Below are 7,297 nucleotides of genomic sequence, written 5' to 3'. Positions count from 1 at the left end.
AAATTAAAATACACTACCGAAAATCATGATAAAAAACACATTCATTAGAATGATTAAAATCTAACAATATTAACAAACAGACCACCAAAAAGATGAAACCAATATGCAAAGGATTCTTATGAACCATTTGCATATTGGTTTCATTATTCTATAATCTTTTAACTGCCTGCTTGTAGACATAGTCATCATCTCGTATCGATACAATGACGATATTCATAAATATTGGAGTTCGGAGACTCGTGACTTCAGTCATGAGAGGAGAACTCCATTACGCCCCTTTCGTTCGATTAATATGGTATTCTGTCTTTTCAATAATGTTAGTTCCTTGAAGCTTGCACTCCTGTGGACAACCGAGCCATCCAGTTTACGCAAATCAAAATAACCAGATGTCCTTCTTCCGAATATGAAGCATTCCTTGTCCCTGTATCGCACATGGTCAAACAGGCGGAACCCCTTGACTTCGTATGCAGACTGATTCAGCTTTTTCTTTCCACCCTTTAGGAAGTTCCCCTTGTGTATCTGTCGGTTGTGCTTTCTCTTGAACGCCTGATTATATATCTCATCGATCCTTTTGGCATTCATGTTGCCGCTGATGCAGTAGGCATCAGCACTATGGGCCTTTTCAATGTTATTATTAATTCGGTTGTTCTTTGTGATGTATCCAAAGGTCATGGAAACCTCTGGGTACAGTTCCTTAAGACTGTTGTATACATACCATCTCATGATGCCCATGAAACTTGCATCTCGGTATGACTTGTTTGGAGTAAGGTTAAGCTTTATCCTGCCTGCATGATGGCTCTTATGGCATGTCTCGCATAAGGTTACCAGGTTGCCGGGAGAGTCTCCTCCGGTCTTTCGGCTTTCCTTATGGTGAACATTCAATACTCTGTCCTTTGACTTGCCATGGCAGTGCTGACATTCGTGGTTATCCCGCCAGAGAACGTATTCTCTGGTATTCCAGAAGCCCAGCTGTTCTCCCTGCTGGTATTCTCTCCCGCTTATCTCAGGATTCCTGATCTTCTGGATATCGAAACTTGCTGTTTCGATCACTATCCTTGATACGGGAAGGATCCTGTGCACATTCTCGATTACCTTCAAGTGGCTGTCTACCTTATGCTTGACTGAGGGAGCAAGCCACCCTTCCTTTTTCGATGCGGTGCGGTTAAGAAACCTTGCCATCCTATAGCGAAGGTGGTTTCTCCTTGTTCTTCGGTTCTGTCTTCGTGTTGATAGCAACTCTGGGATGTCATCACGTAGCGTTACCTCTGAGACAAAAAGCTCTTTCTTCTCAGTAGTTGCGCTAAGTCCTACGACTTTGCTTCCCGCATCTACTCCCAGAGTGATTGGCTGAGTATACTCAGGAGAATCATACAGCAGCTGTATTGTGAATGGTGTCCTTCTTACCACTTTTGCCTTGCCATCTTTTAACAGATGTTTCACTTTTCCATGCCGATTGGTAGGCATAAGTGGATTCCCATTTTTACTTAAAACGTAGACCAAACCGGCACCCCTTTCTTGATGTAGTTAAGTGCATAATTCCGGCAAAATTGCCAGTTGGCATCCTTCGCCAATGTTGTAATTGCTTTTTACGCCTGCAACACCGTTCCCGTTAACCCAAGAGAACTTTTAATCACAGGCAACAGAGCCCCGGATTAGGATGGACGTCCGTGGGTGTTATGACAAAAACAACGTAGTGCCTAAAGCACTCAGGCTAATCAACCAGGCATTAAGGATCGCTCCTCATGCCTTCGACTTCGGTCGAGGGTTAGTTGACAATCTCACCTTTTCGCTCGAGAAAATAAACAACTCTTAATCCAGATTGCTTGAATTTAATTTTAAGGAATCCAGTGAGATTGACACCTGAATGATTACCTAATGGTTTTCCATAGCCACCTTCAGTGTTTGGAAGCGGATTTTGAGAGACCTTAATTGTTCCCTTTATGACTTCCTTCTTCGTGGAACCATCCAGGCTCTCCATATCTCTTACTGCTTCTTCATAAAACTTAATTTGCCACCTCATCAATTCACCTCGAGGGCTAAATTTTTATAACAGTTAAGTCTCGATGGCTGCGTCTGTGTTATCCAGGTCTTCTTGTGTAATCCCCAATCTTTTCATGACATCACTCATGGGTATTGCTTCCTTGTCGTTCGCTTTCATGCGGTTCATAGCCACAAGTAATAGTCTGCAATCCTCAATAATTTCAGTCATCTCATCATATTTCGAGGGAGAAACAATCATAGCAATCCTTTTATTGTTTTTAAGGACTGCCTTTATTCCTTCGGTTTTTACATCATCAAATATCTTATTAGCTTTTCCTTGGTTAAACAAAGAAATACTGACGGGTTCAATGTACGCAGTGCTTCCTTTTGTTAATTTACTCATTTGATTCACCTCTCAATAATATTGTACATGAGATATTATGATTTATCTATTAATTTATTAATAAATTTATCTATAAAATTATCTATAAATTTACCCGCTACTCCTGCTATATCGTTCAACCACAAAGAAATTCGTAATATATAAAGTATGGCGTTTAAGTTAATATTTTGAACGTATCTTTTCAAGCAATACGAAAAGTTAGATATGCTTTGATAGAAAATACTTAATTTCTGACATGTATTTAATAAATATAAGATATAAAATACCGGATAAATCGAAATGCTTATTCTTGAGGTTCAAGAAATAATATCGAAAACATGGATTAGTCATTTTCTGAGATGCTTCTCAGTCTCATAGATGAAGTGGGAATGACTGATCTTGAAACCTACAAGAAGGGAAATATCGACAAGAAGTTTTTTTCAAAGATTAGGAATACCAAATGCTACAATCCCAGCAAGAACACTGCAACTTCATTTGTTTTACCGCTTGAGCTGAACTTGACTAAATCCCTGACCTGCTTGGAAAGGCCGGCTTCACGCATTCATGCAGCAGCAGGTTCGTCATCATAATCGAGTACTTCCTGGTGAATGAGAGCTATGATATGTTCGAGATAAATGAGATCCTGTATGTCTCTTTTCATGGCAGATTTCGTTGGATGGAACAGGTATATCAGGGATATGATCTCTTGTCAGCCCTGCAGGTCCCAAATGTATGACAGGGCTCCAGCTATATGGTAAACTGTATTTGGAATATTAAGAAAAATCAAATGGTTATTCCTTTGTGTCAGAATCAAGAAGTGCTTCGACAGCCTTGTGGCAACCAAGAATCCTTGCTTCTTCGAGGGGAGTGGCATATTCATCGATATCAGTCCTGGCATTCCTGTCAGCACCAAGGTATAGAAGAAGCCTAACGGCTTCCGGATCATCCAGTGAGGCTGCATAATGCAGAGGAGTGTAGTCGTTAATGCCCCTCATCTGAATGTCTGCACCAAATGAAATGAGAAGCCTTATAAGATCTGGCTTGTCAGGACTATCAGCTGATAAGGCGGCTAAGATGCTTGGATAGCTACCGTCAGGATAGTTGGGGTCCGCTCCAAGTGAAAGAAGCTTGCTCACGAAGCTTAAAGGGCTATGGTATATGGCGTATTCAAGGATGTTGCCGAATACTGCATTATAGGCAATATTCGGGAACCCCTCGGGGTATCCCAGGAGTTTCTTCAGGTTTTCAAGGTCTCCTGTGACAAAGGACCTGTGTATGCCGATGCTGTCCATGCTGGCCTCCAATTAAGCGGTAAGTATTTTCAATCGTCTTCTCCATTTTAGCATACTGATGGAAGATGTTTCACTGACATAAAATACACTTCGAAAGGAATGTTGATATGGAAAAGGAAATGAGGATGCCTGCAATATTTGCCGGGCACGGGTCCCCGATGAACGCGATACTTGACAATGAGTACACAAAGACCTGGGAGAAACTGGGCAGGGAGATCGGTAAGCCTAAGCTAATTCTGTCGGTTTCAGCGCACTGGTACACACATGGAACCCTGACTAGTGACCTGGAAAATCCTAAGCAGATATACGACATGTACGGATTCCCTGAAGAGCTGTACAGGCTTAGATATGAGGCCAAAGGATCGAAGACCCTTTCAGGAAGGATTATTGACCTGCTTGGGGAAGGTGTCACAATTGACAACAGCTGGGGGATAGACCATGGAACCTGGTCGGTCCTGTGCAAGATGTATCCCGAGGCGGATATCCCTGTGGTTCAACTAAGCATAGACGCTGATTCGAGACCTGAAAGGCACTACGAAATCGGCAGGATCCTATCAGGTCTCAGGGATGAGGGAGTGATGATATTCGGTTCTGGGAACATTGTCCATAACCTTGGCAGGATAAGATGGGATATGGATGGCGGTGAAGATTGGGCTGTGGAATTCGATGGCTATATCCGGGACAGGATACTTACGCGTGACCACACTAAGGTGGTTGATTACAGGAGTGCGGGGAAGTCCCAGGAGCTTTCCTTCAGGACTCTGGAGCACTACCGTCCGCTTTTGTATGTGCTTGGGGCATCAAGGGATGATGACGAGATAAGCATATTCAACGAGTCCTGCACGATGGGTTCCATATCAATGACCGGCTACATGTTCAGATAGGGTAATTGTGAATTGCACCTTTGGAGGTGGGTCATGGACAGGGATGACAGGAATAACCTGATTCTTCTTGAACTGTACCTGATCGTTGTCATCTGGTCAGCATGGGAACCGTACGGCCGACTCGTGTGGCTGATGCAGTCACTGGCTGCCCATATTGTGGTACTTTTTCTCATCTTAACCTACAGAAGGTTCAGGTTCACAACGTTCATCTATGCAGTTATACTGGTCCACATGACAGTGATACTTGTAGGGGCACACTACACCTACTCCAGGAATCCGCTGTTCGACCTTATCAAGGTAGAGATTGGCCTTTCCAGGAACTACTATGACAGGGTAGGGCATTTCTTCCAGGGCTTCGGGCCTGCACTGATGGCAAGGGAGATCCTCATCCGTGGCAACCATGTCAGGCGGGGGAGGATGCTTTCATTCATTGTAGTTTCCATGTGCCTTGGGATGAGCGCATTCTATGAGCTTCTGGAGCTCGGGACCGCATATCTCCTGGGTCTTCCGGTAGAAGTCGTGATGGGTATGCAGGGCTCCTCATGGGACTCGCAGTGGGACATGCTGATGGCCCTTATAGGCTCAATCGCAGCGCTTGCCTTTTTCAGCAGGATCCATGACAAAGTAATCAAGTCAATTGGAGAACACAAGAAAAAATAGGAGGTACTTATGGCTGACAAACAGACAAACAAGGAAGAGGTCCTTAAGATACTGGAAATAGACCCGTGGCTGTCTTCGCACAAGAGTGACATAGACCTCAGGATGAAAAGATACAGAGAAGTAAGGAAGGCTCTGCTTGGTGAAGGCAAGGGCTTCAGTGACTTTGCCAACGGACACCATTTTTTCGGATTCCACAAGACTCCTGAAGGCTGGTATTACAGGGAATGGGCCCCTGCGGCTGAAGCCCTGTACCTTATAGGTGACTTCAACGGCTGGAACAGGGGCTCGCATCCTCTTGTCAGGAAGGATGGAGGAGTATGGGAGATATTCCTGCCTGGACCTGATGCTCTTCAGCACGGGTCCCTGGTCAAGGTCAATGTCCACCACAGGGGAGTCATGAGGGACAGGATACCCCTGTACATCAAGAGGGTGATACAGAGCAAGAATACCAACGACTTCAGCGGGATGATCTGGGAACCCGATGAGCCATTCGTATGGACTGACGGGGATTTCAGGATAGACAGGAGCAAACCCCCGTTCATATACGAGACCCACATAGGGATGGCGCAGGAGAGGGAAGGGATTGGAACCTACAAGGAGTTCGAGGATAATCTGCTTCCAAGGGTAAAGAAGCTCGGCTACAATACCATTCAGATCATGGCGATAATGGAGCATCCATATTACGCTTCCTTCGGATACCATGTATCCAATTATTTCGCCGCCTCGTCATGGTTCGGGATCCCCGAAGAGCTGAAGTCCATGATTAACAAGGCACATGAGATGGGCATCACCGTACTCATGGATATAGTGCAGTCACATGCGGTCAAGAACATCTCTGAGGGCATAAACGAGTTCGACGGCACTGTCCACCAGTTCTTCCACGAAGGAGCAAGGGGAACGCACAGCGCGTGGGATTCGAAGCTCTTCAACTACGGCAAGCATGAGGTCATACACTTCCTGCTTTCAAACATCAAGTTCTGGATGGAGGAGTACCATTTTGACGGCTTCAGGTTCGATGGCGTCACATCCATGATCTATAACGACCATGGCCTTGGAACAGCCTTCGACAGCTATGACAAGTACTTCAGCCTGAATACTGACCTCGATGCACTTACGTACCTGCAGTTCGCAAATGAGCTGATAAGGGAGATGAGGCCGGATGCCCTCAGCATAGCCGAGGACATGAGCGGTATGCCTGGTATGTGCCTGCCGATAGAGTATGGCGGGATAGGCTTCGACTACAGGCTTGCCATGGGAATGCCTGACTTCTGGGTCAAGACCCTCAAGATGAAGGATGAGGACTGGGACATGGGATCCATGTTCCATGAACTCTCGACTACCAGATATATGGAGAAGAGGGTTGGTTATGTAGAATCCCACGACCAGGCGCTGGTCGGGGACAAGACACTCATATTCAGGATGGCTGACAAGGAAATGTACTGGAACATGAACAAGGGTAGCCAGAACCTGGCAGTTGACAGGGCCATAGCCCTGCACAAGATGGCAAGGCTCATAACAATCTCTCTCGGATCCGAGGGTTACCTCAACTTCATGGGCAATGAGTTCGGTCACCCTGAATGGATAGACTTTCCGAGGGAAGGCAACAACTGGAGCTTCAAGCACTGCAGAAGGCAGTGGAACCTTGCTGACAGCGACTACCTGAGATACTATGACCTTAACCAGTTCGACATAGCAATGGTCCACATGATGGCTGGAGAAGGCCTGATGGGCGGAGTCCCGAAACCCCTTGACATAGACAACAGGAAGAAGGTCATCTCATACAGGAAAGACGACCACATATTCATCTTCAACTTCCATCCGACAGATTCCTACACTGAATATGAGCTTCCGATCCACGAGGATTCCTCCTGGAAGGTGGTCCTCGATACAGATGAGCCTCTTTTCGGAGGTCAGGGAAGGATATCCCATGATGTGACCTTTGATGGCCACAAGCTTAAGATGAATCCTGAGTTTACCGGAATAACCGTCTATTCACCAAGCAGGACGGGAATGCTTCTTAAGAGGGTAAGGTAACCATAAGGAGCATAAGTAAGCTCAACTGAAATCACTGAAAATTGAAAGGTGCTGTTGCAAATCTA

Annotated in this window: 8 protein-coding genes; 4 read left to right on the top strand and 4 right to left on the bottom strand. The window is 45.4% G+C overall.

Annotation, left to right across the window (positions count from 1 at the left end):
* Positions 1-249 precede the first annotated feature (249 nt).
* The 3 genes from iscB to T472_RS19025 form a co-directional block, all read right to left on the bottom strand.
* Entirely contained in the window at positions 250-1,500 is a 1,251-nt protein-coding gene (iscB, locus tag T472_RS19035) for an RNA-guided endonuclease IscB (protein WP_023863805.1), read from the bottom strand.
* Between the two features lie 265 nt (positions 1,501-1,765).
* Complete coding sequence (locus T472_RS19030; protein WP_023386660.1) at positions 1,766-2,020, bottom strand: type II toxin-antitoxin system RelE family toxin; 255 nt, start codon at positions 2,018-2,020, stop codon at positions 1,766-1,768.
* A 33-nt stretch (positions 2,021-2,053) separates the two neighbouring features.
* Positions 2,054-2,383, bottom strand: a complete 330-nt coding sequence (locus tag T472_RS19025) for a prevent-host-death protein (protein WP_023386657.1) — start codon at positions 2,381-2,383, stop codon at positions 2,054-2,056.
* Positions 2,384-2,751: 368 nt separating this feature from the next.
* Here T472_RS19025 and T472_RS19020 point away from each other — a divergent pair, with 368 nt between their 5' ends.
* Positions 2,752-2,952 (top strand): hypothetical protein, encoded by a 201-nt coding sequence (locus T472_RS19020; protein WP_055831802.1) that lies wholly within the window; start codon positions 2,752-2,754, stop codon positions 2,950-2,952.
* A gap of 201 nt (positions 2,953-3,153) precedes the next feature.
* On the opposite strand, the gene T472_RS19015 is transcribed toward T472_RS19020, so the two are convergent.
* A complete protein-coding gene (locus T472_RS19015) occupies positions 3,154-3,654 on the bottom strand; it encodes an ankyrin repeat domain-containing protein (protein ID WP_023386653.1) in 501 nt (166 codons plus the stop codon).
* Positions 3,655-3,761: 107 nt separating this feature from the next.
* On the opposite strand from T472_RS19015, the gene ygiD reads away from it, so the two are divergent.
* The 3 genes from ygiD to T472_RS19000 are packed head-to-tail and all read left to right on the top strand — an operon-like array spanning position 3,762 to position 7,232.
* Entirely contained in the window at positions 3,762-4,538 is a 777-nt protein-coding gene (gene ygiD / locus T472_RS19010; protein ID WP_023386651.1) for a 4,5-DOPA-extradiol-dioxygenase, read from the top strand.
* Positions 4,539-4,571: 33 nt separating this feature from the next.
* Positions 4,572-5,198 carry a DUF2238 domain-containing protein gene (locus tag T472_RS19005; RefSeq protein WP_023386648.1) on the top strand — a complete coding sequence of 209 codons (627 nt, stop codon included), beginning with the start codon at positions 4,572-4,574 and terminating at the stop codon, positions 5,196-5,198.
* Between the two features lie 9 nt (positions 5,199-5,207).
* On the top strand, positions 5,208-7,232 hold the full coding sequence (locus T472_RS19000; RefSeq protein WP_023386646.1) for an alpha-amylase family glycosyl hydrolase: 2,025 nt from the start codon (positions 5,208-5,210) through the stop codon (positions 7,230-7,232).
* The last annotated feature ends 65 nt before the right edge of the window (positions 7,233-7,297 follow it).

Source organism: Youngiibacter fragilis 232.1 (genome assembly GCF_000495435.3).
GTDB classification, from domain to species: domain Bacteria; phylum Bacillota; class Clostridia; order Clostridiales; family Clostridiaceae; genus Youngiibacter; species Youngiibacter fragilis.
Note: the sequence above shows the minus strand (reverse complement) of the source record. Positions and strands in the feature narration are given on the sequence as shown.

Excerpts from the sequence above, each read along its gene's own strand:
- T472_RS19000 (WP_023386646.1), top strand. The coding sequence starts at position 5,208 with ATGGCTGACAAACAGACAAACAAGGAAGAGGTCCTTAAGATACTGGAA.
- T472_RS19015 (WP_023386653.1), bottom strand. The coding sequence starts at position 3,654 with ATGGACAGCATCGGCATACACAGGTCCTTTGTCACAGGAGACCTTGAA.
- T472_RS19025 (WP_023386657.1), bottom strand. The coding sequence starts at position 2,383 with ATGAGTAAATTAACAAAAGGAAGCACTGCGTACATTGAACCCGTCAGT.
- T472_RS19005 (WP_023386648.1), top strand. The coding sequence starts at position 4,572 with ATGGACAGGGATGACAGGAATAACCTGATTCTTCTTGAACTGTACCTG.
- ygiD (WP_023386651.1), top strand. The coding sequence starts at position 3,762 with ATGGAAAAGGAAATGAGGATGCCTGCAATATTTGCCGGGCACGGGTCC.
- T472_RS19030 (WP_023386660.1), bottom strand. The coding sequence starts at position 2,020 with ATGAGGTGGCAAATTAAGTTTTATGAAGAAGCAGTAAGAGATATGGAG.
- T472_RS19020 (WP_055831802.1), top strand. The coding sequence starts at position 2,752 with ATGACTGATCTTGAAACCTACAAGAAGGGAAATATCGACAAGAAGTTT.